This window comes from Pseudomonas sp. ABC1, from assembly GCF_013395055.1.
Classification (GTDB): domain Bacteria; phylum Pseudomonadota; class Gammaproteobacteria; order Pseudomonadales; family Pseudomonadaceae; genus Stutzerimonas.
Map to the genome: position 1 here is coordinate 1,491,416 of NZ_CP058349.1, position 26,846 is coordinate 1,518,261.

16 protein-coding genes, 1 pseudogene and 1 riboswitch are annotated in these 26,846 nt (G+C 63.6%); of the genes and pseudogenes, 9 read left to right on the forward strand and 8 right to left on the reverse strand.

Going from position 1 to position 26,846, the window contains the following annotated elements:
* Positions 1-38: 38 nt before the first annotated feature.
* Positions 39-1,922 (reverse strand): phosphomethylpyrimidine synthase ThiC, encoded by a 1,884-nt coding sequence (gene thiC, locus HW090_RS06585; RefSeq protein WP_179112759.1) that lies wholly within the window; start codon positions 1,920-1,922, stop codon positions 39-41.
* A gap of 183 nt (positions 1,923-2,105) precedes the next feature.
* Positions 2,106-2,212, reverse strand: a riboswitch (TPP riboswitch).
* 123 nt (positions 2,213-2,335) lie between these two features.
* On the opposite strand from thiC, the gene HW090_RS06590 reads away from it, so the two are divergent.
* The 6 genes and pseudogenes from HW090_RS06590 to HW090_RS06615 all read left to right on the forward strand — a co-directional run bounded on the left by HW090_RS06590 (position 2,336) and on the right by HW090_RS06615 (position 10,802).
* Positions 2,336-2,824: a sigma-70 family RNA polymerase sigma factor gene (locus tag HW090_RS06590; protein ID WP_179112760.1), complete on the forward strand. Its 489-nt coding sequence runs from the start codon at positions 2,336-2,338 to the stop codon at positions 2,822-2,824.
* Positions 2,817-3,776, forward strand: coding sequence for a FecR domain-containing protein (locus HW090_RS06595; RefSeq protein WP_179112761.1), 960 nt, complete (start codon positions 2,817-2,819; stop codon positions 3,774-3,776). The genes HW090_RS06590 and HW090_RS06595 overlap by 8 nt, the downstream gene beginning before the upstream one ends.
* Before the next feature lie 86 nt (positions 3,777-3,862).
* A pseudogene (locus HW090_RS18105) lies at positions 3,863-6,432 on the forward strand (TonB-dependent hemoglobin/transferrin/lactoferrin family receptor).
* A 243-nt stretch (positions 6,433-6,675) separates the two neighbouring features.
* A complete protein-coding gene (locus HW090_RS06605) occupies positions 6,676-7,167 on the forward strand; it encodes a sigma-70 family RNA polymerase sigma factor (protein WP_179112762.1) in 492 nt (163 codons plus the stop codon).
* Entirely contained in the window at positions 7,164-8,132 is a 969-nt protein-coding gene (locus HW090_RS06610; protein WP_179112763.1) for a FecR domain-containing protein, read from the forward strand. Before HW090_RS06605 ends, HW090_RS06610 begins: the two co-directional genes overlap by 4 nt.
* A gap of 273 nt (positions 8,133-8,405) precedes the next feature.
* Positions 8,406-10,802: a TonB-dependent siderophore receptor gene (locus tag HW090_RS06615; RefSeq protein WP_179112764.1), complete on the forward strand. Its 2,397-nt coding sequence runs from the start codon at positions 8,406-8,408 to the stop codon at positions 10,800-10,802.
* Between the two features lie 394 nt (positions 10,803-11,196).
* Here HW090_RS06615 and mutL read toward each other — a convergent pair whose 3' ends face one another.
* The 4 genes from mutL to HW090_RS06635 are packed head-to-tail and all read right to left on the reverse strand — an operon-like array spanning position 11,197 to position 16,461.
* On the reverse strand, positions 11,197-13,074 hold the full coding sequence (gene mutL / locus HW090_RS06620) for a DNA mismatch repair endonuclease MutL (protein WP_179112765.1): 1,878 nt from the start codon (positions 13,072-13,074) through the stop codon (positions 11,197-11,199).
* Positions 13,071-14,486 (reverse strand): N-acetylmuramoyl-L-alanine amidase, encoded by a 1,416-nt coding sequence (locus tag HW090_RS06625; protein WP_179112766.1) that lies wholly within the window; start codon positions 14,484-14,486, stop codon positions 13,071-13,073. The genes mutL and HW090_RS06625 overlap by 4 nt, the downstream gene beginning before the upstream one ends.
* Positions 14,487-14,494: 8 nt before the next feature.
* Positions 14,495-14,974 (reverse strand): tRNA (adenosine(37)-N6)-threonylcarbamoyltransferase complex ATPase subunit type 1 TsaE, encoded by a 480-nt coding sequence (gene tsaE / locus HW090_RS06630; protein ID WP_179112767.1) that lies wholly within the window; start codon positions 14,972-14,974, stop codon positions 14,495-14,497.
* Entirely contained in the window at positions 14,962-16,461 is a 1,500-nt protein-coding gene (locus HW090_RS06635) for an NAD(P)H-hydrate dehydratase (RefSeq protein ID WP_179112768.1), read from the reverse strand. The genes tsaE and HW090_RS06635 overlap by 13 nt, the downstream gene beginning before the upstream one ends.
* 159 nt (positions 16,462-16,620) lie before the next feature.
* On the opposite strand from HW090_RS06635, the gene queG reads away from it, so the two are divergent.
* The gene (gene queG, locus HW090_RS06640; RefSeq protein WP_179112769.1) at positions 16,621-17,694 is read left to right on the forward strand and encodes a tRNA epoxyqueuosine(34) reductase QueG; all 1,074 of its coding nucleotides are present in this window, start codon (positions 16,621-16,623) and stop codon (positions 17,692-17,694) included.
* A gap of 10 nt (positions 17,695-17,704) precedes the next feature.
* Here the strand turns inward: queG and nfi are convergent, their stop codons facing one another.
* Positions 17,705-18,406: a deoxyribonuclease V gene (gene nfi / locus HW090_RS06645; RefSeq protein WP_179112770.1), complete on the reverse strand. Its 702-nt coding sequence runs from the start codon at positions 18,404-18,406 to the stop codon at positions 17,705-17,707.
* A gap of 165 nt (positions 18,407-18,571) precedes the next feature.
* Between nfi and HW090_RS06650 the strand changes: the two genes are divergently transcribed.
* Together HW090_RS06650 and HW090_RS06655 are read left to right on the forward strand one after the other, a co-directional pair.
* Positions 18,572-20,047, forward strand: coding sequence for a C13 family peptidase (locus HW090_RS06650; protein WP_179112771.1), 1,476 nt, complete (start codon positions 18,572-18,574; stop codon positions 20,045-20,047).
* Positions 20,044-20,685 (forward strand): NAD-dependent epimerase/dehydratase family protein, encoded by a 642-nt coding sequence (locus HW090_RS06655; protein WP_179112772.1) that lies wholly within the window; start codon positions 20,044-20,046, stop codon positions 20,683-20,685. Before HW090_RS06650 ends, HW090_RS06655 begins: the two co-directional genes overlap by 4 nt.
* 59 nt (positions 20,686-20,744) lie before the next feature.
* On the opposite strand, the gene HW090_RS06660 is transcribed toward HW090_RS06655, so the two are convergent.
* Complete coding sequence (locus tag HW090_RS06660) at positions 20,745-22,163, reverse strand: FAD-dependent oxidoreductase (RefSeq protein WP_179112773.1); 1,419 nt, start codon at positions 22,161-22,163, stop codon at positions 20,745-20,747.
* Positions 22,164-22,271: 108 nt separating this feature from the next.
* Positions 22,272-26,720, reverse strand: a complete 4,449-nt coding sequence (gltB, locus tag HW090_RS06665; protein WP_179112774.1) for a glutamate synthase large subunit — start codon at positions 26,718-26,720, stop codon at positions 22,272-22,274.
* Positions 26,721-26,846 lie beyond the last annotated feature (126 nt).

The window sequence follows — 26,846 nt, forward strand, 5'->3', positions numbered from 1 at the left end:
GCCTGGCTCCAGGCGTGAGCCTGGAGCGGCGTCCTCTCCTACACCTGCCGGTAGATCATCGACCCTTCGTCACGGAAGCGGTCCGCCTGCTCGGCGAAGCCGGCCTCGATGGCCTTCTGCTCGTCGGTCAGGCCGTTCTCCGCCGCGTATTCGCGGACTTCCTGGGTGATCTTCATCGAGCAGAACTTCGGCCCGCACATGGAGCAGAAGTGCGCGACCTTGGCCGAATCCTTGGGCAGGGTTTCGTCATGGAAGCTGCGGGCAGTGTCGGGGTCGAGCCCGAGGTTGAACTGGTCCTCCCAGCGGAACTCGAAGCGCGCCTTGCTCAGCGCGTTGTCACGAATCTGCGCCCCCGGATGCCCCTTGGCCAGGTCGGCGGCGTGGGCGGCGATCTTGTAGGTGATGATGCCGGTCTTCACGTCATCCTTGTTCGGCAGCCCCAGGTGCTCCTTGGGCGTGACGTAGCAGAGCATGGCGCAACCGAACCAGCCGATCATCGCCGCACCGATCCCGCTGGTGATGTGGTCGTAACCGGGGGCGATATCGGTGGTCAGCGGGCCCAGGGTGTAGAACGGCGCCTCGTCGCAGCACTCCAACTGCTTGTCCATGTTCTCCTTGATCAACTGCATCGGCACGTGGCCGGGGCCTTCGATCATGCACTGCACGTCGTGCTTCCAGGCGATCTTGGTCAGCTCGCCGAGGGTTTCCAGCTCACCGAACTGCGCAGCGTCGTTGGCGTCGGCAATCGAACCGGGGCGCAGGCCGTCGCCCAGCGAGAAGCTGACGTCGTAGGCCTTCATGATTTCGCAGATTTCCTCGAAGTGGGTGTAGAGGAAATTCTCCTTGTGGTGCGCCAGGCACCATTTGGCCATGATCGAGCCGCCACGGCTGACGATGCCGGTCACACGCTTGGCGGTCAGCGGCACATAGCGCAGCAGCACACCGGCGTGGATGGTGAAGTAGTCCACGCCTTGCTCGGCCTGTTCGATCAGGGTGTCACGGAACAGCTCCCAGGTCAGGTCTTCGGCCACGCCGTTGACCTTCTCCAGGGCCTGGTAGATCGGCACGGTGCCGATCGGTACCGGCGAGTTGCGGATGATCCACTCGCGGGTTTCATGGATGTGCTTGCCGGTGGACAGGTCCATCACCGTGTCCGAGCCCCAGCGGATGCCCCAGGTCAGCTTGGCCACCTCTTCCTCGATGCTCGACCCCAACGCCGAGTTGCCGATGTTGCCGTTGATCTTCACCAGGAAGTTACGGCCGATGATCATCGGCTCCAGCTCGGTGTGGTTGATGTTGGCCGGAATGATGGCGCGGCCACGGGCGATCTCGCTGCGCACGAATTCGGGCGTGATCTCCTTCGGAATGCTGGCACCGAAGCTGTGCCCGGCATGCTGCTCCTTGAGCAGGCCGGCATCGCGCAGCTCGGCCAGTTTCATGTTCTCGCGGATGGCGACGTATTCCATCTCCGGCGTGATGATGCCCTGGCGTGCGTAGTGCATCTGGCTGACGTTACGCCCCGGCTTGGCGCGGCGTGGGTTGCGCACATGGGCGAAGCGCATCTTGGTCAGTTCGGCGTCGTTCAGGCGCTGCTGGCCGAAGTGCGAGGTCAGTCCCGCCAGCAGCTCGGTGTCATCACGGTCGATGATCCACGGCGAACGCACGTCGGCCAGGCCCTGGCGCACGTCGATGGTCACGCTCGGGTCGGTGTAGGGACCGGAGGTGTCATAGACGGTGACCGGTGGATTGATTTCGCCACCGAAGGCGGTGGGCGTCACATCCAGGCTGATTTCGCGCATCGGCACACGGATATCCGGGCGACTGCCTTGCACGTAGATTTTCTGCGAACGGGGAAACGGCTGGATCGACTGCTGGTCGACCTGCGCGGACTCACTGAGATGCTGTTGTTGTTTGACGCTCATCGGCTCGGCTCCTGGCTGAATGTCGGAGTGAACCTGATGGCGCGGCGAAACAGCGCCGCGCACTGGCTGCTGGAACATACGGGATTCGGACAGAAGCGCCGGCATGCTCGAACAGCCAGGGCGCGGGCGCACCACGAACGCGGTGCGGGGGCGTCGGCCAGATCACCACTGAAACCAGCGGCTGGGCAGACACCTCTTGTTCCCTACGCAGGCCTTAACCTGATCAGGTTCAACGGGATCCGGAACTCTCCGATCTCAGCCCACGACTCTGGGCACCCCGACAAGAACAGGGAGGAGTCTACTCAAGCTGGAGGAGGAAAGCCAAGCCGCCGATCCGGCACAGACAGGAAGTGCTTGCGATACCCCGAACAAAACACAAGAATAATCATTCTTATTTAATATCAAATCCCGCCATGCCTCCTGCCGATATCGACCAGCTCTATCGTGAGCACCACACCTGGCTGCATACCTGGCTGCGCCGTCGCCTCGACTGCAATGCCGATGCGAGTGACCTGAGCCATGATGTTTTCCTGCGCTTGCTGAAAAAGCGTCACGATCTGGAGATTCGCGAATCCCAGGCGCTGCTGGTGACCGTCGCCAAAGGCATCCTGGCGAATTTCCATCGCCACCGTCATATCGAGCGCGCCTACCAGCAAGCCCTGGCGCAATTACCCGAGCAAGAAGCACCCTCACCGGAACTGCACACTCTGCTGTTCGAGTCGCTGCTGGCCATCGACCGTGCCCTGGGCGAACTGCCGTTCATCGTGCGCAAGGCCTTCCTGCTGTCGCAGCTCGACGGCATGAAGCAGGCGGATATCGCTACCGAGCTGGGCATTTCCGTGGCCACGGTCAAACGGCATGTCGTGCGAGCCCTCCAGCGCTGCTGCCTGGCCGATGACTGACGCTCCCATCAGCAAGGCCGTGGTGCGCCAGGCCGCCGAATGGCTGCTCGATCTGCAAGAGCAACCGGACGATCCCGGGCTGCGGCAGAAATGCCAGAACTGGCGAGCGGCAAACCCGGAACATGAGCGGGCCTGGCAACGCATGCAGGGCTTCAGCCGGAACTTGCAGGCCTTCTCCTCGCCGCTGGCGCACGCCACCCTGGCCAGCCGCGCCCTGCCGAGTCGGCGCCAACTGATGAAGACGCTGATGGTCCTGGCGGCTACCGGAAGCATCGTCTGGAGCGCCCGCGATAGCCTGCTCTGGCAGCACTGGCAAGCCGACCTGCACACGGGAACCGGGGAGCGGCGCAGCCTGACCCTGGCCGATGGCAGCCAACTGGAGCTGGATGCCAATACATCGGTGGCGATCCACTATGACGACCAGCAGCGCCTGATCCACCTGATCGATGGCCAATTGCTGCTCTCCAGCGCCCATGACCCACACCAACGCCCGCTTCGGGTAAGCACCCGCAACGGCACCTTGCAGGCACTGGGCACACGCTTCTCGGTCAACCAGTTCGCCACGTCAGCCGAGACGGAAGTCAGCGTGTTCGAGGGGGCCGTCGCCATTACCACGGAACAATCCCTCCAGCCTGTCGGCGTCATCCGGGCAGGCCACCAGGCTCGCTTCGGGCCTGAAGGCCTGCGCCAGCGGAACAGCCTGGACGAACAATCCGCGTCCTGGACCAAAGGCATGCTGGTCGCCCGCGACATGCCGCTGGGCGAATTGCTGCAACGCCTTGGCCGCTACCGGCCCGGGCACCTGGACTGCGCACCGGCGATAGCGTCATTGCCGGTTTCCGGTACCTATGCACTGCACCGCAGTGACCAGGTGCTGGCCATGCTGCAAGAAACACTGCCGGTGCGGGTCCAGTCGTTCAGCCGCTACTGGGTACGCCTCCAGTCGAAATAATAATTCTTCTTTTCTGTGAGCCATTTTCGATTCCGGCGGGGCAATGAAAGTGAAGTTCCTTTCTTTGGCTCCACCGGGGGATACCAATGAGTCGCCAACACAGATCACAACACAAGCATCTTCTCGCCCAGGCACTGCGCACCCTTCTGCTCACGACACCACTCGCGCTCGGCATCACCGCGGCGACACCCGCGCATGCCAGCCAGCAACACTTCGACATACCCGCCGGATCGCTGGAGTCGGTACTGGCACGCTTCGGCGTCGAGAGCGGCACACTGCTCTCCTACTCTCGCCAACAGCTGCAGGACCTGCCCAGCGTCGGCCTTCGCGGCCAGTACACCCCCGAGGCGGCACTGCAGCAATTGCTGTTCGGCAGCGACCTGGAATATGCGAAAACCGCCAACGGCTTCATCATCCGCCAGCGCCAGAAAGTCTCCGACAGCAACGCCATCGACCTGGGCGCGCAGTTCATCATGGGTGACGGACGCAGCGTCAGCCCGGACAGCGTCGGCCGCTCGACCCTGACCCGCAAGGAAATCGAACGCCAGCAGGCCGACAACATTCCCTCGTTGTTGCAGACCCTGCCGGGCGTCAGCATGGGCGGCTCGATCCGTCCGGGCGGTCAGACCATCAATATCTGGGGCCTGGGGGATGCGGAAGACATCTCCATCAGCCTCAATGGTGCTTCCAAGAGTGGCTTCGAGCGCTACCAGCAAGGCACCGTCTTCATCGAGCCAGAGCTGATCAAACGCATCGAAGTGGAAAAAGGCCCGCACTCGGTCTTCACCGGCAACGGCGGCTTCGGCGGCAGCGTGCACATGGAGACCAAGGACGCACCGGACCTGCTCAAGGAGGGCCAGAACGTCGGCGCCATGCTCAAGTACGGCTACCAGAGCAACGACCAGCAGCAGAAATACAGCGGCGCCGTCTATGGCCGGACGGAGGATGGTTTCGCCGACGCCCTGGTATTCCTGACCAAACGCGACGGCAACGATGTGAAGCTGGCCGACCACATCCAGTTCGCCGGGGAAAGCTACCGCTACCCGGCCCGCTACCCCTACAGCGACCAGAACCTGGAGGCCGGCCTGATCAAGGCCAACCTCCACTTCAATGACGAGCACCACCTGGGGCTGTCCTTCAGTCGCTCGCACAACGAAGCCTTCCTGCCCTTCAGCGCCGTGACCTTCTTCCTGCCGAGCTGGTACACCATCAACAGAAATGATGGCGACCTGGAAAAAGCCATGCGCATCAACATGGCGGACCGTGAAGTCACCGACACCACCTGGTCGCTGAAGTACGACTACGAGCCCCTCGACAACCCCTGGCTGGACCTCGAGTTCACCTACTCCTACTCGAAGACCGAACAGACGGACGAACGGCGCGAAGGCGCGAAGGCGCGAACTACTCGATGACCTCGGGCGGCAAGTGGATCAACACCGAGTACGACGACACCGTCATGGAACTGCGCAACGTCAGTCGCTTCGATACCGGCACGCTGGCGCACGAACTGACCACAGGCGTGGCCTGGCAGCACCATGTGCGCGATGTGCTGATGTACCTGCCCGGTTCGACCTATGCCACACCGCAGTACAACTACGGCTGGTTCCAGCCCTACTTCATGCCGCGCGGCAACACCCGTACGCAAAGCGCCTACCTGAAGGACGCCATCACCCTCGGCAACCTGACCATCACCCCCTCGCTGCGCTTCGACAGCGTGCGCAACGAAGGCAAGGCCAACCTGGCGCCGATCTACCAGAACGCCGAACGCGGCCATGACTACGGCGCCAAGAGCTACTCGGGCTGGTCGCCGCGTCTGTCGCTGTTCTGGCGTCTCAACGACAACCTGGGGCTGTTCGCCGACTACAGCAAGACCTGGCGTGCCCCGGTCATCGACGAGCAATACGAATTGCAGAACAGCACCACCATCGGCGGAACCAGTCGCCAACTCGACCCGGAGCGCATCCGCGCCCTGCGTGCAGGCAGCGTCGTCACCCTGAACGACCTGCTGCAATCCGGCGACAACCTGCAGGTGCGCACCACCCTGTTCCACAACCGTATCAGCGACGAAATCTTCAAGTTCCGCTCCATTGCCTGCGAGCGCCAGGCCATCGAAGGTGGCAGCATCTCGGCCAAGTGCGCGGAACTCCTGCCATTGCCCAACTACCGCAACATCGGCGACCTGACGATCAAAGGTGTGGAAATCGAGAGCTACTACGACAGCCAGCGCCTGTTCGCCAGCCTGTCCTATGCCTGGATGACCGGCAAACACCAGGGCGCCTATTCCAACCCCTGGGGGCCGGATGTCTGGGCGCGTGACATTCCGCCGCCAAAATGGGTCGCGACACTGGGGGTGAAAGTCTACGAAATCGACGCGATCTTCGGCTGGCAGGGCGAGTTCGTGCGCAAGACGGACCGTATGCCAAGCGACCTCTACGACGTCACGGGCGAGAGTTCATGGGACCACTTCGCCAACGACAGCTATGACAGCCATCGCCTCTTCGCCGAGTGGGCGCCCAGGCAGCCAGGGCTGGCAGGCACCCACATCAACCTGACCGTGGACAACCTGTTCAACCGCTTCTATCGGCAAGCACTGGCAGGCGACTCCGCCTATGTGCAAGGGCGCAATGCCAAACTCAGCGTGACCCGCTACTTCTAGCAAGCGCGCCTTGCAACGTCATCGCCAGACGACGTTGCAAGGCAACCGCCCATGGATCCGGACACGGCACGCTCCGCTCACAGCCCTCATGGAAAGCCCCGCTAGGGCAAACACCCATCGTCGTTCCCGCGCAGGCGGGAACCCAGGTGGCGCCCCTGGCGCGCTGCCTCCGACTCAGGAATCCCTTGCGGCATCCGCGCCGAAATACAAGAATAATCATTCCTATCAAAGCCGATCAGTCCCATGCCGCACAGCCACCTCGACCGTCTCTATCGCGAGCACCATACCTGGCTCTATGGCTGGCTCCGCCGTCGCCTGGGCAAACGTGAAGATGCGGCGGACATGGCCCAGGACACCTTCCTCGGCGTACTGCGCTCCGGCCAGGCCGAGCAGCTACGGGAGCCTCGCGCCTACCTGCAAACCCTGGCCAAGCGCATGCTCTGGGACTTCTGGCGCCGCCAGGAGCTGGAGCGCAACTACCTGGCGGCGCTGGCCGAACTGCCCGAGGCGAGCGCGCCGTCGGAGGAGGAACTGGCCCTGTTGAGCGAAGCCATCCTGCTGATCGACCAGCTCCTCGGCGACCTGCCCGACAAGGTACGTCACGCCTTCCTGCTCAACCGCCTGGAAGGCATGAGCCACCCGCAGATCGCTGCGCACCTCGGCGTCTCGCTATCCACCGTGGAGCGCTGGATACGCCAGGCTCTGGTGCATTGCTACCTCGCCAACACACCATGAGCCGGCTCGACCCCGCCGGCGAATCGGCCATCGACTGGATGCTCCGCCTGGGCTCGGGCACGGCCAGCGCCGAAGACCAGCGCGCGTTCGAGCAATGGTTGTCCGCCAACCCAGGCCACCGTGCGGCCTGGGAGCGACTGCAAGGCGGCCTCGCTCCCGCGGTGGAGCGTCTGACCAACGCGGAAAGCCACCTCCCAGGGCAATTGCAGGCGGCGACGCGCCTGCTGCGCCAGTCGAGCCTTTCCGCCAGCCGCCGCAAGCTGTTGCGCGACGGCGGCGCGCTGGCGCTGCTGCTGGGCGCCAGCGGACTGTTGGTGACGCAACGGGACAGGCCGCTGAACGGGCTGTTGGCCGACCTCAGCAGCCGCACCGGCGAACGCAAGCGACTGCGTCTGGACGACGGCAGCCAGTTGACCCTGGATGCGCGCACGGTGGTCGACCTAGCCTTCGACCGGCAGCGACGCCTACTGCGCCTGCGCCAGGGCGCCTTGCTGATCGACGTGGCCCGCGACACCACACGCCCGCTGATCGTGGAAACCGCCGAGGGCCTGGTACGCGCCCTCGGCACCTGCTTCAGCGTACGCCAGGCGCCCGGGCACAGCCTGGTCGAGGTGCAGCGACACAGCGTGGAAATCACCACCCGCAACGGCCAGCGGGCCGTGCTGGCCAGCGGCCAGGCGCTGGATTTCGAGAGCGACCGGCTGACCCCGCTGGGCGCCTCGGCGCGCCTGAGCGCCTGGGTCGACGGGCAACTGGAAGTCAGCGACCAACCCCTGGCCCAGGTGATCGACAGCCTGCGCCCCTATCATCGCGGCCTGCTGCGTCTTTCCCCGACAGCGGCGGACCTGCGCGTCTTCGGCGTATTCCCACTGGATGACGTGCCGCGCAGCCTCCAAGCACTGCAAGACATCCTGCCGATCCAGGTTCGTCACTACGGCCCCCTGACCCTGATCGACCTGGCCTAGCGACTCGTAGAGTGCGCCATGCGCACCAGGAACAACAACGCCGCTCATTCAGCTACGCCCGACGCCCCACAGCCGTCCGGCAATCGATGTGTTTCGCTGCAAAGGCCTTTTTGCTCCACGAAAACGCCAGGCCATGGACCTGCCTACCCAAGAGGTGCCATTCACGGCAAGGACACAGGTAAAGGAAAATATTTCGCATTCGGATAAAGGGTTTCGCCCACTCGTTGCACATAAGGAGTGATTGCCCACATAACAGCGACAAGGACACCACTCATGCACATCCCCCGGCTACGCCCCAACGCCCTCGCCCTGGCGGTCACCATCAGCCTTGCCCACCTGCCGCTCACGGCCCTGGCCGACACCCAGTCCTACGCCCTGCCCAGCGCCCCTCTGGAGCAGACCCTGCGCCAGATCGCCCGCCAGAGCGGCCAGTTGATCGCCGCCGACCCCGCGCTGCTGCAAGGCAAGCGTAGCGCCCCGGTCCACGGCCAACTGGAGACACACGAAGCCGTCCGCCAAGCCCTGGCCGGCAGCGGCCTGCAACTGCTGACCACGGAAAGCGGCGCCATCAGCGTACAACCGGTCGCGCAAGGATCGGCGCTGGAGTTGGGAGCAACGAGCGTGACCAGCACCTCGATCAGGGGTGCAGCCACGACGGAAGGGACAGGTTCATACACTACTGGCTCGACCAGTACTGCCACCAAGATGAACTTGTCGATCAGGGAAACACCACAATCCATCAGCGTCGTTACCCGCCAGAGGATGGATGACCAGAACCTGACCAGTATTACCAAGGTGCTGGAGCAAACACCGGGCGTCACTATTTCCCGCGATGCAGCGGAACGCTTCAATATTTATTCGCGCGGGCAACAAATCAGTGAGTATCAATTCGACGGCCTTACCACCCACGTTGAAAACGCGACTCAGAACATGCCGCAAAATCTCGCCGACATGTCCATTTACGACAGGATTGAAGTCGTGCGTGGCGCTACCGGATTGCTGACCGGTGCCGGAGTGCCGAGTGGCGTGGTCAATATGATACGTAAGAAACCCACCAAGGAATTCCAGGCCAGTCTGTCAAGCAGCGTCGGCCACTGGGACGACTACCGGGGCCAAGTGGATGTCTCCAGCCCGCTGATAGAAAATGGAAAGCTACGCGCCCGTTTTGTCGGGGCCAAGCAAGAAAATGATAGTTTTGTAGATGGCTACAGCCAAGAAAGAGACGTTATTTATGGTGTGACAGAGTCAGATATCACGGATAGCACTACGATTAGAGTTGGCATTGACTATCAAAAATATGAGTCCCATGGCTCCAGCGGCGTCCCATTGATGTATAGCAACGGAGAGCAGACAAACTTCTCGCATTCCACAACAGTTGCATCCAAGCATGGAAACATGGAGTTTGAAACAACTAATTACTTCTTCAATATCGACCAAGAACTGAAACACGACTGGAAGCTGGTAGTTGCTGGAAATTACATGGATGTAGATAGGGAAGGAAAAAACATCGCTAACATACGGGCAAACGCCAGTGCCTCTGTCAACAAAAACACAAACACTATTAGCGCATATACTTACAGCGCAATTATCGCCAATCAGACCCAAAAATCAGCATCCATAAGCCTTCAAGGCCCGTTCCAGTTAATAGGAAGAGAACATCAGGCAATTATAGGATATGAATACAGCAACTACAGAGACCATTATGATTCTTACGGATACAGATCAGCCACTATTGACATATCCAAAATAAACAACATGAAACCAACATCCAACAACCTTTATCTTTATCAAGATTATAAAATCATACAAAAAGGCTATTACACAGCTCTTAGACTCAAGCCCATCGAAGATTTACATATCATAATAGGAGCACGCGCTTCTGACTACAAATATGACTTTCAGTCTGTCATCCCTGCATCCAACTACAGCGGACGAACTTCTTACAATAAAATCGGCGAAGTCACTCCTTATGCAGGACTGGTTTATGATCTGACACCAGAGCAGTCAATCTACATTAGTTATACCGACATTTTCACCCCCAACAATGTCAACGATATTAATGGAAAAGTTATTGCACCACAGATAGGCTCCAACTATGAAGCCGGCTGGAAAGGTGAGTTTTACAATGGACGACTGAATGCTAACTTGGCAATCTACCAAATTAATCGTGACAACGCTACGGAGCTCGCAGGCTACGACTCTTCGAACGTTGCTTATTACCGTGCCATTGATGGCATGGAAACCAAGGGTCTTGATATTGAGATTGCCGGCGAGATACTTCCTGACTGGAATTTCAGCGGCAGTTATAGTCATTCAAGATCTGAAAACTCCGATGGCACCCGGAGGACAACGGAACACCCTCTGGATACTTTGAAACTTTGGAGCATCTACAATTTCTCTGGAGAGTGGCAAAAGCTTACCATCGGTGGCGGCGCGCGTTGGTCATCGAAAATGGTTGTAGACTATGCAGCCTTAGGGGGTAAGGCCATACAGGGTGATTATGTAGTAATCGATGCAATGGCACGTTACAAAGTCAACCAAGACATTGCCATAACACTAAACATCAATAACCTACTAAATGAAGAATATTATAGCGCCATTGGGAATCTGGGGGTCGGGTATTACGGCAGCCCACGCAACCTTACTATAGGTGCCCGATACGACTTCTGATAAGTGCGACTTTAGCTGAGAAATGAGCCAACGACTCATCTCTGGGACGTAATGCTGTTAACTTAAGTACTTGAGTCCCGAATGAGGTTTCCCTGAAAGTCCGATGCTAGGTCTATGGCATCGGATTTTCTATTTCCCAGCACGTAGGATGGGTTGAACCAAAGGTGATACCCATCGTCGCCCCCCACGTTCAATCGTGAACCGATGGGTATCGTCGCTATGCTCCTCGACCCATCCTACGGACTTCGCGGGAATGACGGGGGTTGGGGAAACAGGAGGAATCCGATGCCCATCCGTCGTCCCCGCGCAGGCGGGGACCCAGGTGCACGGATTTCCAGGTCGTTATGAGTGCAGGGATGGGTTGAGCAAAGCGATACCCATCACACAAACAACCTCACTGCCCGCGCATAAACAGCTTGTCGAGCTGATCCATGCTCATCTGCGTCCAGGTCGGGCGACCGTGGTTGCACTGGCCGCTGCGTTCGGTGCTTTCCATGTCGCGCAGCAGGGCGTTCATTTCCGGCAGAGTCAGGCGGCGATTGGCGCGTACAGAACCGTGGCAGGCCATGGTGCCGAGCAACTCGTTCAGGTGCGCCTGGATGCGGTCGCTGGTGCCGTACTCCATCAGGTCGGCGATCACGTCGATCACCAGCCGGTTGGCCTCGGCCTGCTTGAGCAGCGCGGGAATCTGGCGGATCGCCAGGGTTTCCGGGCCCAGGCGCTGCAACTCGAAGCCGAGCTTCTGGAACCACTCGGCGTGTTCCTCGGCGCAGTCGGCCTCGCGCTGGCTGACGGCGATGCTGACCGGCACCAGCAGCGGCTGGCCGCGCAAGCCTTCGCTGGCCATGGCGATCTTCAGCCGCTCGTAGGTGATGCGCTCATGGGCCGCGTGCATGTCCACCACTACCATGCCCTGGGCGTTCTCGGCGAGGATATAGACGCCCTTGAGCTGGGCGACGGCATACCCCAGCGGCGGGATATCGCCCTGGCTCTCGGGCAAGGCCACCGCCTGTGCCGCGGGTTCGGCGAGTGGCGCGAAGTATTCCCGGTAGGCCTCGGCGACCGGCATCGCGCCCTTCGCCGGGTAATTGGACTGGTAGCCCGCGCCCGCACCACGCCAGGCCGGCTGCGGTTCGGCTGGTGGACGTTCGAGGACATTGGCGGCCAGGCTCATCTCGTTCTGCCCGGCAAACTCACCGGCCTCCAGGCCGCTGGCTCGGGGTTGCGTTTCGGCCTGGGCTGGCGGCAACTGATCCTCCGGACGCACATCGCCCAGGGCGCGGTGCAGGGTGCCGTAGAGGAAGTCATGCACCATGCGGCTGTCACGGAAGCGCACTTCATGCTTGGTCGGGTGGACGTTGACGTCCACCACCGCCGGATCGACTTCGAGAAACAGCACGAAGGTCGGATGACGGCCATTGAACAGCACGTCGCGATAGGCCTGGCGCACCGCGTGGGCCACCAGTTTGTCGCGCACCATGCGTCCGTTGACGTAGAAATACTGCAGGTCGGCCTGGCTGCGGGAATAGGTCGGCAGGCCGACCCAACCCCACAAATGCAAGCCGTTGCGTTCGATCTCGATCGGCAGCGCCTGCTCCAGGAAGGCCGGGCTGCACACCGCCGCCACCCGCCGTGCGCGTGCCGTATCGTCATGCGCTTCATGCAGCGCCTGCACCACCTTGCCGTTATGGCGCAGGTGGAAGGCCACGTCGAAACGCGCCAGGGCCAGGCGCTTGATGACTTCCTGCAGGTGGTCGAACTCGGTCTTCTCGCTGCGCAGGAACTTGCGCCGCGCCGGGGTGTTGAAGAACAGGTCGCGCACTTCCACCGAGGTGCCGACCGGATGGGCAGCGGGTTGCACCCGCGCCTCCATGTCACGCCCTTCGGTTTCCACCTGCCAGGCTTCGCTGGCGTCGGCGGTGCGCGAAGTCAGGGTCAGCCGCGAGACGGAGCTGATCGACGCCAGCGCCTCGCCACGGAAACCCAGGCTCATCACCCGCTCCAGTTCGTCCAGGTCACGAATCTTGCTGGTGGCATGCCGGGCCAGGGCCAGCGGCAGCTCATCCTCGGGGATACCGCAACCATCGTCGCGCACCCGCAGCAGCTTTACGCCACCCTGTTCGATGTCCACGTCGATGCGACGGGCACCGGAATCCAGACTGTTCTCCAGCAGTTCCTTGATGACCGAGGCCGGGCGCTCGACCACTTCGCCCGCGGCGATCTGGTTGGCCAGGCGCGGGTCGAGCAACTGGATGCGACGGCGTTCGCTCATGGCTGGGCCGCCAGGGTGGTCGCGGGAATCTTCAGGGTCTGACCCACCTTGATCGTGTCGCTTTTCAGGCTATTGGCACTGCGCAGGGCAGCCAGGCTGACCTGATAGCGCTGGGCCAGGATCGCCAGGCTCTCGCCGGAGCGCACCACATGTTCGCGCGGCCCGCTGGCGATCTTGCCGGAGTCGCGCATCCAGGCGATGTAGGTGCCCGGTGGCGGGTTCTCGTGGAAGAACTGGCGCACGCCGGTATGGATCGAGCGCGCCAGTGCCTGCTGGTGGGCACGGGTCTGCAACTTCTTGGCTTCGGACGGGTTGGAGATGAAGCCGGTCTCGACCAGGATCGACGGAATGTCCGGCGACTTCAGCACCATGAAGCCGGCTTGCTCCACACGCCGCTTGTGCAGCGGGGTGATGCTGCCCATGTTGCTCAGCACCTTCTGCCCGACGTTCAGGCTGGAGGACAGCGAGGCGGTCATCGACAGGTCGAGCAGCACGCCCGCGAGCATCTGGTCCTTGTCGCCCAGGCTGACGTTGCCGGCGCCACCGATGAGGTCCGAGCGGTTCTCGCTGTCGGCCAGCCAGCGCGCGGTCTCCGAAGTCGCGCCCCGGTCGGACAGGGCGAACACCGAAGCACCGAAGGCGGCAGCGCGTGGCGCGGCGTCGGCATGGATGGAAACGAACAGGTCGGCGCCCTTCTTGCGGGCGATCTCGGTGCGTTTGCGCAGCGGGATGAAGTAGTCGCCGGTGCGCACCAGCTCGGCGCGGAAGCCCTTCTCGGCGTTGATCTGGCGTTGCAGCTCCTTGGAAATCTGCAACACCACATGCTTCTCGAAGATACGTCCCGGACCGATGGCACCGGGGTCTTCGCCGCCATGCCCGGCGTCGATGGCGACGACGATGTCGCGCTTGCTGCTGGGCAGTACCGGCAGCTTGCTCGGCGGCAGCGTCGGCGAGACCGGCACGTTCGGTGTGCTCGGTGCGGTGGCGACTGGAGGCGCCACGGGCCGCTGCGGCGCGGCGTCCTGATCGAACAGGTCGACCACCAGGCGGTGGCCATACTGCTGGTTCGGCGGCAGCGAGAAACTCTTGGGCGAGACCTGGGATGATAGGTCGATGACGACCCGCAGGGTCTGCGCGTCGTACTGGGCCGAACGCACCCCGGTAATCGGCGTGTTTTCCAGCGGCATGCCGTCCAGCGCGGTCTTCAGGCTCGCGCCCTTGACGTCGATGACCAGCCGATGGGGTGCCTCGAGGGTGAAAATCGTGTGCTGCACCGGACCCGACAGGTCGAATACCAAGCGGGTATTGTCCGGCGCACGCCACAGGCGCACGCCGTTCACACTGGCATCGGCCCAGGCCTGGACGGTCATCATCAGCAACAACAGGCCGCCCAGCAGCGCGCGTATGCGCATATCCAACCTCATTTCGTTGATTGACTCGCGATACTCAGAACGGCGCACCAGTCTTCACCTCGTGCGCTGCGCGGCGACAGGCACAGCGCGCGGCCGGCCCCTTGGGGCGTAATGGTAATGTCCAGGTCCGCCTTTGGCAAAACGCCGGCGCCCTGTTCCGGCCATTCGACCAGGCACAGCGTGTCGGCAGCGAAATAATCGCGGATGCCCAGGTACTCCAGCTCCTCCGGATCGACCAGCCGGTAGAGGTCGAAGTGGTAGACCTGTACAGCGTCCAGCGTATACGGCTCGACCAGCGTGAAGGTCGGGCTCTTGACCTTGCCCTGGTGCCCGAAACCACGCAGCAGGCCGCGCGACAGTGTGGTCTTGCCAGCCCCCAGGTCGCCGTGCAGGTAGATCACCCCCCGCCCACCGCTGGCCTGGCCGATACGGGCACCCAGCGCCAGCATCGCGTCTTCGTCCTCGGCATGCAGCATCAGTTCCGGCATGGCGAATGCTCCTCCAACAGTTGGCGAATAACCGGGATCAGGTCCCCTGCCGTCAGGCCACGGCCTTCGCGCCCCAGCCGCTCGCCGGCCCGCGCATGCAGCCAGCAGGCCAGACTGGCCGCATCGAACGGCGACAGACCCTGCGCCAGCAGGGCACCGATCACACCTGCCAGCACGTCGCCCAGGCCCGGTCCGGCCATGGCGGGGTGGCCGTGATCGCACAGGGCCAGACGCCCCTGGGCATCGGCGAGCAGGCTGCCGGCACCCTTGAGCAGTGCCACGCAGTCGTAGCGCTGCGCCAGGGCCAGTGCCGCCTGCGGACGGTCGGCCTGGACCTGATCGATGCCCCAACCCAGCAACCGCGCCGCCTCGCCCGGATGTGGCGTGATCACCGCACCGGCCGGCAAGCTCACCAGCCCTTCGGCCAACAGATTGAGTGCATCGGCATCCCACACCTGGGGCACCGGGTGCGACGCCGCGAGGCTCAGCAAAGCACGCCCCCACGGCGCGACGCCCAGCCCCGGCCCAACCACCAGCACATCCGCTGGCTCGCACAACCCATGCAGGCGGTAAGTGGAATCCACACCCGTGGCCATTATCTCGGGACGGCGCACCAGGGCGGCGGCGACATGTTCGGGGCGCGTGGCCAGCGTCACCATGCCGGCGCCACAACGCAGCGCCGCCTCGGCACTGAGCAGCGCGGCACCACCCGTGCCACGGTCGCCCCCCAGCACCAGCAAGCGGCCAAAGCGGCCCTTGTGTGCGGTCGGCGAACGGGCCGGCAACCGCGTCAGCGTGGCGGCGCTCAGTCGCTGGGCCACGGCAGGCACCTGATCGAGGATGGCCGGTTCGATCTGGAGAGCATCGAAAACGCATTCACCGACCAGCGCCGGGCCTTCCCCGGTCAACAGGCCGAGCTTCATGCCGATGAAACTCACCGTCACACTGGCCTTGATCGCAACGCCCAGCACACTGCCGGTATCGGCACACAGCCCGGAGGGCAGGTCCAGCGCCAGGACCGGCAGACCACTGGCGTTGATCGCTTCGATGGCCTCGCGGTAAGGCGCCCGTACGTCGCCACTGAGGCCGGTGCCCAACAGAGCGTCCACCAGCACGCCTTCCAGGCTCGCCGGGGTGCGCCAGTCCTGGCAGACCACACCGGCGGCACGCGCCTCCTCGGCGGCGGACGCGGCATCGCCCCGCAGGCGCTGAGGATCGCCGACCGCCAGCACCTTCACACGCCAACCGGCACGTTGCGCCAGGATCGCGAGCAAGTAGCCATCCCCGGCATTGTTGCCCTGGCCGGTCAGCACGGTCACGCACCCGACCGTCGGCCAGTGCCGGCGCAGGGCACGCCAGGCCGCATGGGCGGCACGCTGCATCAACACCAGCCCTGGCGTACCGGCAGCGATCAGGCGGCGATCGAGTTCACGCACCTGGGCGGCGCGATAGAGGGATGCCGGCATCTGTTCGGTGTTCTGTGGCATGAATGAGCCTTTCAAGGACTGGCCGCAACGGGCGGCATGACAGGTGTATCGGGCAAAAGCGACGCATGGGCTCCCACCTGGGGCAATGACGCCGCGGCCGCGACCCGCAAGGCGCGGCTATGCGACAATTATACCCGTCAGCCGTCAACGAAATCTCCGATGTCCGCGCCCATTCTCGACCCCGCCGCCCTCGCCCGTTCCATCAAGGACTGGGGCCGCGAGCTTGGCTTCCAGCAGGTCGGCATCAGTGGCCTGGACCTCGCCGAGCATGAAGCGCATCTGCAACGCTGGCTGGAGGCCGGCTATCACGGCGAAATGGACTATATGGCCGCCCACGGCAGCAAACGTTCCCGGCCTGATGAACTGGTGCCCGGCACCTTGCGGGTGATCTCCCTGCGCATGGACTACCTGCCGGGCGACACGCGCATGACGCAACGCCTGGCAGAGCCGGAGAAAGCCTACGTGTCGCGCTACGCCCTTGGCCGCGACTACCACAAGCTGATTCGCAAACGCCTGCAACAGTTGGCCGAACGCATCCAGGCGGAGATCGGCCCGCTGGGTTTCCGAGCCTTCGTCGACAGCGCCCCGGTACTGGAGAAGGCCGTGGCACAACAGGCGGGACTGGGCTGGATCGGCAAGAACACCCTGCTGCTCAACCGCAAGGCCGGGAGCTGGTTCTTCCTCGGCGAGCTGTTCGTCGATATCGAGCTGCCCGTGGACGATCCTCACGAGCGCGAACACTGCGGCAAGTGCAGCGCCTGCCTGGTCGCCTGCCCCACCGGCGCATTCGTCGGCGAACGCATGCTGGACGCGCGGCGTTGCATCTCCTACCTGACCATCGAACTCAAGGGGCCGATCCCGCTGGAACTGCGCAGCCTGATCGGCAACCGCGTGTTCGGCTGCGACGATTGCCAGATCGTCTGCCCGTGGAACCGTTTCGCCCGGCCCACCGAGCAGAGCGACTTCGCCCCGCGCCACAGCCTCGACAACGCCGGGCTCAGCGAGCTGTTCGGCTGGAGCGAGGAAGAGTTCCTGTCACGCACCGAAGGCTCGCCGCTGCGCCGCGCCGGCTACGAACGCTGGCTGCGCAACCTGGCCGTGGGACTGGGCAATGCCCCCTCGACCATCCCGGTGCTGGAGGCACTGCGCTCGCGCCTGGAACACCCCTCCGAACTGGTGCGCGAGCATGTGCGCTGGGCGCTGCGACAGCATGGCGAATCCGTTGCCCCATGAAACTCGGCGCCTATTTCTCGTCCCGGCGTGACGCCAGCCGATCCGCCAGGCGCGTGGGCTCTGGCAAGCGGTAGCGGGTGACGAAGCGCATCACCAGTTCCGGGGCACTGGCCAGGCTGACCCGATGGCCCGGCGAGACGATCAGCGGCCTGACCCGCAGCTTGCTGCGCAGCACACTGCCGATGACCTCGCCGCTCCTGCGCTCGCACAGCTCGACCCGTGCACCACGTTCCTCGCCCAGTTCGGCATGCACACCGGTGAGGATCTTCTTGGCCACGCCAATGGTCGGCAGCCCGGTCACCACCCCCAGGTGCGCAGCGATGCCCAGGCGACGCGGATGGGCGATGCCATGGCCGTCGGAGAAGATCAGGTTCGGCAGTTCGGGCAGGCCGCGTAACGCTTCAAGCACCGCCGGCAACTCGCGGAACGACAGCAACCCAGGCACATACGGCATGCTCGTCGGCAACCGCACCAGTCGGCTGGCCAGTACCTGAAGACTGTCGGCATCCAGCAACACCGCCGCTGCACGGGTGATACGACCGCCCTCTTCGAAACCGACATCCACCCCGGCCACCCGGCGCAACGGGGCGAAGTCATCCTCCAGCCGCACCTGCCGCGCCAGGCTCGATTGCAACTCGCGGGCCTGGGCCGTGCTGCCATCCCAACCGTCGAACGCGCTCACGGGCAAAACAGACGATAAATCCACTGGCATAAGTCCTCCAGAAACACTCACGACAACGAGCCAGCCCTTATTTACCCCCTCTCCCGCCTGCGGGAGAGGGCTGGGGCGGACCGCATCTGCGCCACATCCTATCGCACCCCGCATACGGCAACGCTTTGCGGCATACTGCCGCGTACCTGAACTCGGAAACCTTCGATGCGCCCCCTCATTCCCCTGCTGCTCGGCTGCCTGCTGGTTGCCTGTGGCGATGACACCCCACTGACCTCCGCCGACGGCGTGCTGCCTGACGGTAGCCGCTACCAGGGCACGCTGGCCGACGGCCTGCTGCAAGGCGAAGGCCGCCTCGACTACCCGGACGGCAGCCATTACCAGGGCCGCTTCCGCCATGGGTTGTTCCACGGACCAGGCTTTCTGCAATACGCCGACGGCACGATCTACCAGGGTGAGTTCGAAGACGGCCAGCTCAACGGCGAAGGCATGCGCATCGACAGCGATGGCACCCTCAACGGTACATTCCGGCACGGGCTCCTCGACGGCACAGGCAGCTACCTGGCGGCCTCCGGCGCACGCTATGAAGGCCACTTCGCGCAGGACCTGTTCAGCGGCCAGGGGCGCTATGAGGACGAGCACGGCTCGGTCTGGAGCGGCGAGTTCGAGGATGGCCAGATGCACGGCCTGGGGCGTTACACGGACGAAGACGGCAGTCTCTACGACGGCGCATTCAAACAGTGGCGCTACCATGGCCAGGGCCACCTGCAACGCGCCGATGGTAGCCACTACCAGGGACAGTTCCGCCGAGGGCGCTATCATGGCGAAGGCACATTGACCCAGGCCGACGGCACGGTACTCGCAGGCACCTGGAACAACGGACGCCGCGTACGCGATGACAAGGGCCAGCGCCTGCCCGACCCGCTGGAGCTGGCCCTGCTTGGGCAGGAACGGCTGCTGCAACAGGCCATCGACGCCCTGCCGGCCTCGACACCGGCGCCAGAGCTCTACACCCTGGCCTTCGCCGGTGACGGCCAGCAGAGCGTCTTCCTGCGCGAAGCCGACTATGTCAGCGAGTTGCTCTCCCGCGCCTTCGGCGCCCACGGCCAGATCACCCTGGTCAACCACCGCGACCACCTGGCCGACCGGCCGCTGGCCACACGCGAGAACCTACGCCGCGCCATCCTGGCCCTGGCCGAACGCAGTGGCCCGGAAGACCTGATCTTCCTCTACTTCACCAGCCACGGCTCGTCCGACCACCGTCTGGCACTGGAGCAACCCCGCCTGGCCCTGGAAGACCTGCCCGCCACCGAACTGGCCGAACTGTTGCAGCCCCTGGCGGATCGCCCCAAGGTCGTGGTGGTCTCTGCGTGCTTTTCCGGCGGTTTCATCGAACCGTTGAAGAACGACAACACCCTGGTCATGACCGCCGCCCGCGCCGACCGAGTTTCCTTCGGCTGTTCGGAGGAAAGCGACTTCACCTATTTCGGCCGGGCGCTGTTCGCCGAAGCCCTGCAACGCACCGACGATCTGGAAAAAGCCTTCGAACTGGCCAGCGCCACCGTTGCCGAACGTGAACAGGCCGACCGGTTCGAAGCATCCGAACCCCAGCTCTGGGCACCTGAACGGGTGCTGGAGCGCTGGCGGCTGATAACCAAGACACGACCAGGAGCACAGCCATGACCACCACGCCACGCCGAATCCTCTTGGCCGGCGCAACCGGCCTGACCGGCGAGCACCTGCTCGACCGCCTGCTCAATGAACCGACGGTGAAGCACGTACTCGCGCCCACCCGCCGGCCCCTGGCCAGCCATCCACGGCTACAGAATCCGGTCGGTGAATTGGCGCAATTGCTGCCGACGCTGTCCGGTGAGTTCGATATCGCCTTCTGCTGCCTGGGCACGACCCTGAAACAGGCGGGCAGCCAGGAGGCGTTCCGCGCCGTCGACCACGATCTGGTGCTGGCCTTCGCAAAACGCGCACGGGTACTGGGCGTCCGTCACCTGCTGGTCATCAGCTCGCTGGGAGCCAGTACCGACAGCACGCTGTTCTACACACGGATCAAGGGCGAAACCGAAGCGGCGCTGCTGGAACAGGGCTGGCCACAACTGACCATCGCCCGCCCGTCGCAATTGCTGGGCTCGCGGCTGGAGCCACGCCTGACCGAGCGCCTCGCCGGTCCGCTGTCACAGCTGCTGCCCGGCAAGTACCACGGCATCGAAGTCTGCGCACTGGCCCGCGCACTCTGGCGCCTGGCCCTGGAAGAAGACCAGGGCGCGCGTGTCGTCGAGTCGGATGAGTTGCGGAAACTGGGGCGCTGAAACGACTGCAAGCGACAAGCAGATGACGCGTTGCTTGTCGCTTGCAGCCTGTGGCGGCCTTACACGCCCAGGTAGTCGAGGATACCTTCAGCGGCCGTGCGGCCTTCATGGATAGCGGTCACCACCAGGTCGGAGCCGCGCACCATGTCGCCACCAGCGAAGATTTTCGGGTTGCCGGTCTGGAACTTGAATTGCCCCTCGGCCGGCGCCACGACGCGGCCCTGGCTGTCGGTCGCGACACCCTGGCCTTCGAACCAGGATGCCGGGCTCGGCCGGAAGCCGAAAGCGATCACCACCGCATCGGCCGGCAGGATCTGCTCTGAACCGGGGATCGGCTCAGGGCTGCGGCGGCCACGGGCATCCGCTGCGCCCAGACGGGTTTCCACCACCTTCACGCCTTCCACCTTGCCGTCGCCGACGATGGCGATGGGCTGGCGGTTGAAGAGGAACTTCACGCCCTCCTCCTTGGCATTCTTCACTTCCTTGCGCGAACCCGGCATGTTCGCCGCATCGCGGCGGTAGGCGCAGGTCACACTGCCGGCGCCCTGGCGGATCGAGGTGCGGTTGCAGTCCATCGCGGTGTCGCCACCGCCCAGCACCACGACATTCTTGCCCTTCATGTCGACGAAGTCTTCCGGGCTCTTCTCGAAGCCCAGGTTGCGATTGACGTTGGCTACCAGGAAGTCCAGTGCATCGTGCACGCCAGGCAGGTCTTCGCCGGGGAAACCGCCTTTCATGTAGGTGTAGGTGCCCATGCCCATGAACACGGCATCGTATTCGGCCAGCAGTTGCTCGATGGAAACGTCCTTGCCGATCTCGGTGTTCAGGCGGAACTCGACGCCCATGCCGGTGAAGACTTCACGGCGGTGGCTGAGCACGGTCTTCTCCAGCTTGAACTCGGGAATGCCGAAGGTCAGCAGGCCGCCGATTTCCGGGTTGCGGTCATAGACCACCGGTGTGACGCCGTTGCGCACCAGGATATCGGCGCAACCGAGGCCCGCCGGACCGGCGCCGATCACCGCGACACGCTTACCGGTCGGCTTGACCTTGGACATGTCCGGGCGCCAGCCCATGGCGAAGGCGGTGTCGGTGATGTACTTCTCCACCGAACCGATGGTCACCGCGCCGAAGCCGCTGTTGAGGGTGCAGGCGCCCTCGCACAGGCGATCCTGCGGGCACACCCGGCCACAGACTTCGGGCAGGGTATTGGTCTGGTGGCTCAGCTCGGCGGCGGCCAGGATGTTGCCTTCCGAGACCAGCTTGAGCCAGTTGGGAATGAAGTTGTGCACCGGGCACTTCCACTCGCAATACGGGTTGCCGCAACCCAGGCAGCGGTGCGCCTGCTCGGACGCCTGCTGCGGCTTGAAGGGTTCGTAGATTTCCACGAAGTCCTTCTTGCGATGGCGCAACAGTTTCTTCTTCGGGTCCTTGCGGCCGACCTCGATGAACTGGAAGTCGTTATTCAGACGCTCGGTCATGGCGTTACCTCTCAACAGCGGCGGCAAGCTTCAGCTGCAGGCCGCAAGACAATCACGGTGTTCGGCAAGCCCGCAGCCTCTGGCACGAGGCTGCGGCTCGGAGCTGCTTTATTGCGGATTGGCCCTGGTGTTCGACAGCAGGTTGGCCAGGTTGGCCGCCTTGGGCTTGACCAGCCAGAAACGGCGGTAGTAGTCGTCCAGGTTTTCCAGCAACTCGGCGCCCCATGCGCTTTGCGTTTCTTCGACGTATTCGCGCAGTACCGACTCCAGGTGGCTCCGATAGGCTTCCATCGCCTCGCCAGTGATGCGCTGGATATTCACCAGCTCGTTGTTCACCCGGTCGATAAAGCTGTTGTCCTGATCCAGCACATAGGCGAAGCCACCGGTCATGCCCGAGCCGAAGTTGTAACCGGTCTTGCCCAGGACACAGACGAAACCGCCAGTCATGTACTCGCAGCAATGGTCGCCAGTGCCTTCCACCACCGTGTGGGCACCGGAGTTGCGCACCGCGAAGCGCTCACCGGCGGTCCCGGCAGCGAACAGCTTGCCGCCGGTGGCACCGTACAGGCAGGTGTTGCCGACGATCGCCGAGTCACGGCTGGCATAGACACTGCCCTTGGGCTGGGTGATCACCAGCTTGCCGCCGGTCATGCCCTTGCCGACATAGTCGTTGGCGTCGCCTTCGAGGTAGAGGTGCAGGCCGCCGGCGTTCCACACACCGAAGCTCTGCCCCGCCGTGCCCTTGAAGCGGAAGGTGATCGGCGCGTCGCTCATGCCCTGGTTGCCGTGCAGGCGGGCGATCTCGCCGGACACCCGCGCACCGACGGAGCGGTCGCAGTTGCAGATGTCCAGTTCGAAGGTGCCGCCGCTGCGGGCCTCGATGGCGCCGCGAGCCAGCTCGATCATGCGCTCGGACAACAGCGCCTGGTCGAACGGCGGGTTGCGGTCGACTTCGCAGAACTGCGGCTTGTCCGCCGGGATATGGTCGCTGCCCAGCAACGGCGTCAGGTCCAGGTGGGCCTGTTTCTCGGTCTCGCCCGGCAGGATATCCAGCAGGTCGGTGCGGCCGATCAGCTCGCCCAGGCTGCGTACGCCCAGGCGCGCCAGCCACTCGCGGGTCTCGGTGGCGATGAAGGTGAAGAAGTTCACCACCATGTCCACGGTGCCGATGTAGTGGTCCTTGCGCAGCTCGTCGTTCTGCGTGGCGACGCCGGTGGCGCAGTTGTTCAGGTGGCAGATGCGCAGGTACTTGCAACCCAGGGCGATCATCGGCGCGGTGCCGAAGCCGAAGCTCTCGGCACCGAGGATGGCGGCCTTGACCACGTCCAGACCGGTCTTCAGACCACCGTCGGTCTGCACCCGGACCTTGCCGCGCAGGTCGTTGCCGCGCAGGGTCTGGTGCGTCTCGGCCAGGCCCAGCTCCCACGGCGAACCGGCATAACGGATCGAGGTGAGCGGCGAGGCGCCGGTACCGCCGTCATAGCCGGACACAGTGATCAGGTCGGCATAGGCCTTGGCCACGCCGGCGGCGATGGTGCCGACGCCCGGCTCGGCCACCAGCTTGACCGACACCAGCGCCTTCGGGTTGACCTGCTTGAGGTCGAAGATCAGCTGGGCCAGGTCCTCGATGGAATAGATGTCATGGTGCGGCGGCGGCGAAATCAGCGTGACGCCAGGCACAGCGTAGCGCAGGCGGGCGATCAGGCCGTTGACCTTGCCGCCGGGCAGTTGTCCGCCCTCGCCCGGCTTGGCGCCCTGGGCCACCTTGATCTGCAGCACTTCGGCATTGACCAGGTATTCCGGCGTGACGCCGAAGCGGCCGGTGGCCACTTGCTTGATCTTGGAACTGCGCAGCGTGCCGTAGCGGGCCGGGTCTTCGCCGCCCTCGCCGGAGTTGGAGCGGGCACCCAGGCGGTTCATTGCCTCGGCGATCGCCTCGTGCGCCTCGGGCGACAAGGCCCCCAGGGAAATACCGGCCGAGTCGAAGCGTTGCAGGATCGCTTCCAGCGGCTCGACATCGTCCAGCCCGAGCGGCTGCTCGGACTCGCGCACCTTGAACAGGTCGCGCACCATGGACACCGGACGCTGGTCGACCAGCGCGGTGTATTGCTTGAACAGCGAATAATCGCCGGACTGCACGGCCGCTTGCAGGGCGCCGACCACGTCCGGGTTGTAGGCGTGGTATTCACCGCCGTGCACGAACTTCAGCAAGCCGCCCTGCTGGATCGCCTTGCGTGCGTTCCAGGCTTCGGCCGCCAGCAGCTTCTGCTCGGCCTCGAGGTCGACGAAACGTGCCCCCTTGATGCGGCTGGCAACGCCACGGAAGCTCAGCTCGACCACCTCGTCGGACAGGCCGATGGCCTCGAACAACTGGGCGCCACGGTACGAGGTGATGGTGGAGATACCCATCTTCGAGATGATTTTCAGCAGTCCCTTGGAAATGCCCTTGCGGTAGTGCTTGAACACTTCATACAGGTCGCCCAGCACTTCGCCGGTACGGATCAGGTCACCCAGCACTTCGTAGGCCAGGTAGGGGTAGACCGCCGTCGCACCGAAACCGATCAGCACCGCGAAATGATGCGGATCGCGGACGGTCGCGGTCTCGACCAGCAGGTTGCAGTCGCAGCGCAGCCCCTTCTCGGTCAGGCGGTGGTGCACGGCACCCACCGCCAGCGAGGCATGCGCCGGCAATTTGCCTGGCTCGATGGCGCGGTCGCTCAGGACCAGCAGCACCTTGCCGACACGCACGGCTTCCTCGGCCTGGTCGGCGATATTGCGTACCGCCGCCTCCAGCCCCAGTGCCGGGTCGTAGTTCAGGTCGATGACATGCCGCTCGAAGCCGGGACGATCCAGCTCCATGATCGTGCGCCACTTGGCCGGCGAGATCACCGGCGTGCTGAGGATCGCGCGGTTGGCGTGCTCGGCAGTCTCTTCGAAGATGTTCTTCTCGGCGCCCAGGCAGGTCTCCAGGGACATCACGATGGCTTCGCGCAGCGGGTCGATCGGCGGGTTGGTGACCTGCGCGAACTGCTGGCGGAAGTAATCGTAAGGCGAGCGGACGCGACGCGAGAGCACGGCCATCGGCGTGTCGTCGCCCATCGAGCCGACCGCTTCCTGGCCCTGCTCGGCCAGCACGCGCAGCACCTGGTCACGCTCTTCGAAGGTGACCTGGAACATCTTCATGTACTGCTTGAGCTGGTCCTGGTCGTACAGCGCCGAACCATGATCGTTGTCGCTCAGGGTCGACTGGATACGCAGCGCATGCTGGCGCAGCCACTTCTTGTAGGGGTGCTGCGACTTCAGCCGCTCGTCGATATCTTCGGCGTGCATCACCTGGCCGGTCTGGGTGTCCACGGCGAGGATCTGCCCCGGCCCGACACGGCCCTTGGCCACGACTTCATCCGGCGCGTAGTCCCACACACCGACTTCGGACGCCAGGGTGATGTAGCCATTGGTGGTGGTGACCCAGCGCGCCGGGCGCAGGCCGTTGCGGTCGAGCAGGCAGACGGCATGGCGACCATCGGTCAGCACCACGCCGGCCGGACCGTCCCAGGCCTCCATGTGCATCGAGTTGTACTCATAGAACGCACGCAGGTCCGGGTCCATGGTCTCGACGTTCTGCCAGGCTGGCGGAATGATCATGCGCACGCCACGGAACAGGTCGATGCCACCGGTGACCAGCAGTTCCAGCATGTTGTCCATGCTCGACGAGTCGGAGCCGACGCGGTTGACCAGCGGGCCAAGCTCCTGCAGGTCGGGAATACGGCCATTGGCGAACTTCAGGCGACGCGCCTGGGCCCAGTTGCGGTTGCCGGTGATGGTGTTGATTTCACCGTTGTGCGCCAGGAAGCGGAAGGGCTGCGCCAGCGGCCACTTCGGCAGGGTGTTGGTGGAGAAGCGCTGGTGGAACACGCAGATGGCGGTGCGCAGGCGCTCGTCGCTCAGGTCGGGATAGAAGGCGGCCAGGTCGGCCGGCATCATCAGGCCTTTGTAGATGATGGTGCTCTGGGAAAAGCTGCAGATGTAGTGCTCGCTGTCTTCGGCATTGGCCACGGAAGAACGGCGGCGTGCGCAGAACAGCTTGACCTCGAACTCCTGCTCGGACAGCCCTTCGCCACCGACGAAGACCTGCTCGATCTGCGGCAGGCGCTCCAGCGCCAGCCGGCCCAGCACGGACGGGTCGATGGGTACCTGGCGCCAGCCGACCAGTTGCAGGCCAGCGGCAAGGATTTCGCGGTTCATGTTCTGGCGAGCGGCTTCGGCACGCACCGGATCCTGATTGAGGAACACCATGCCCACGGCATAGCGCTCGGGCAATTCGGCGGCGAAGGTTTCACGGGCGACGGTGCGCAGGAACAGATCGGGCTTCTGGATCAACAGACCGCAACCGTCACCGGTCTTGCCGTCGGCGTTGATGCCGCCACGGTGGGTCATGCAGGTCAGCGACTGAATGGCTGTCTGTAGCAGGTGATGACTGGCCTCGCCCTGCATGTGGGCAATCAGGCCGAAGCCGCAGTTATCCTTGAACTCTTCAGGACGAAAAAGACCTGCATTCATAGCTAATCCACCCGCTAAATACGTTGTAAATCAACCCCTTACCGGACGAACAGAGCGAAGCCCCGTGGTCACGAGGGCGAGAGGGAGGGCAGTTTACAAAGCGGCATGGAACGAGACAATTTATTT

Coding starts and splice junctions, on each gene's coding strand:
- HW090_RS06625 (WP_179112766.1), bottom strand. CDS start 14,486: ATGCGCATACGCGCGCTGCTGGGCGGCCTGTTGTTGCTGATGATGACC.
- HW090_RS06615 (WP_179112764.1), top strand. CDS start 8,406: ATGCACATCCCCCGGCTACGCCCCAACGCCCTCGCCCTGGCGGTCACC.
- gltB (WP_179112774.1), bottom strand. CDS start 26,720: ATGAATGCAGGTCTTTTTCGTCCTGAAGAGTTCAAGGATAACTGCGGC.
- HW090_RS06590 (WP_179112760.1), top strand. CDS start 2,336: ATGCCTCCTGCCGATATCGACCAGCTCTATCGTGAGCACCACACCTGG.
- nfi (WP_179112770.1), bottom strand. CDS start 18,406: ATGCCAGTGGATTTATCGTCTGTTTTGCCCGTGAGCGCGTTCGACGGT.
- mutL (WP_179112765.1), bottom strand. CDS start 13,074: ATGAGCGAACGCCGTCGCATCCAGTTGCTCGACCCGCGCCTGGCCAAC.
- HW090_RS06650 (WP_179112771.1), top strand. CDS start 18,572: ATGCGCCCCCTCATTCCCCTGCTGCTCGGCTGCCTGCTGGTTGCCTGT.
- thiC (WP_179112759.1), bottom strand. CDS start 1,922: ATGAGCGTCAAACAACAACAGCATCTCAGTGAGTCCGCGCAGGTCGAC.
- HW090_RS06655 (WP_179112772.1), top strand. CDS start 20,044: ATGACCACCACGCCACGCCGAATCCTCTTGGCCGGCGCAACCGGCCTG.
- HW090_RS06605 (WP_179112762.1), top strand. CDS start 6,676: ATGCCGCACAGCCACCTCGACCGTCTCTATCGCGAGCACCATACCTGG.
- HW090_RS06660 (WP_179112773.1), bottom strand. CDS start 22,163: ATGACCGAGCGTCTGAATAACGACTTCCAGTTCATCGAGGTCGGCCGC.
- HW090_RS06610 (WP_179112763.1), top strand. CDS start 7,164: ATGAGCCGGCTCGACCCCGCCGGCGAATCGGCCATCGACTGGATGCTC.
- tsaE (WP_179112767.1), bottom strand. CDS start 14,974: ATGCCGGAACTGATGCTGCATGCCGAGGACGAAGACGCGATGCTGGCG.
- HW090_RS06595 (WP_179112761.1), top strand. CDS start 2,817: ATGACTGACGCTCCCATCAGCAAGGCCGTGGTGCGCCAGGCCGCCGAA.
- HW090_RS06635 (WP_179112768.1), bottom strand. CDS start 16,461: ATGCCACAGAACACCGAACAGATGCCGGCATCCCTCTATCGCGCCGCC.
- queG (WP_179112769.1), top strand. CDS start 16,621: ATGTCCGCGCCCATTCTCGACCCCGCCGCCCTCGCCCGTTCCATCAAG.